The 302-nt window shown below is 67.2% G+C and carries 1 protein-coding gene; it reads right to left on the bottom strand.

All coding sequences use genetic code 11. From position 1 onward, the window contains the following. Positions 1–147 (bottom strand): ATP-binding cassette domain-containing protein (locus tag SB764_RS39220; RefSeq protein WP_410866640.1); only part of this gene is annotated, 147 nt, incomplete at its 3' end. Positions 148–302: the final 155 nt, after the last annotated feature.

Below are 302 nucleotides of genomic sequence, written 5' to 3'. Positions count from 1 at the left end.
CAGCGACTTGCCGGCGCCCGATTCCCCCACCACGCCCAGGACTTCGCCCGCCTGGATCGAAAAGGACACGTCGTCCAGGGCCAGCAGCGTGCCGCGACGCGTGGGGAACTCCACGCGCAGGTTGCGGACTTCAAGTAATGCGCTCATAGGTATTTCTCAAATTCGTGTTCCACGTACAGCGCCCCCGAGGCCGATGAAATGCCGACGGGGCCATCGGGATGCCGCGGAGCCGGCTTCGCCGGTCCGCCAGCATGCCCCCTTGAGGGGGAAGCGCGCAGCGCTTCGGGGGTGGGCCATCACCC

It is taken from the genome of Paraburkholderia sp. SIMBA_027, from assembly GCF_046535315.1.
Lineage (GTDB): Bacteria > Pseudomonadota > Gammaproteobacteria > Burkholderiales > Burkholderiaceae > Paraburkholderia > Paraburkholderia tropica.
Note: the sequence above shows the minus strand (reverse complement) of the source record. Positions and strands in the feature narration are given on the sequence as shown.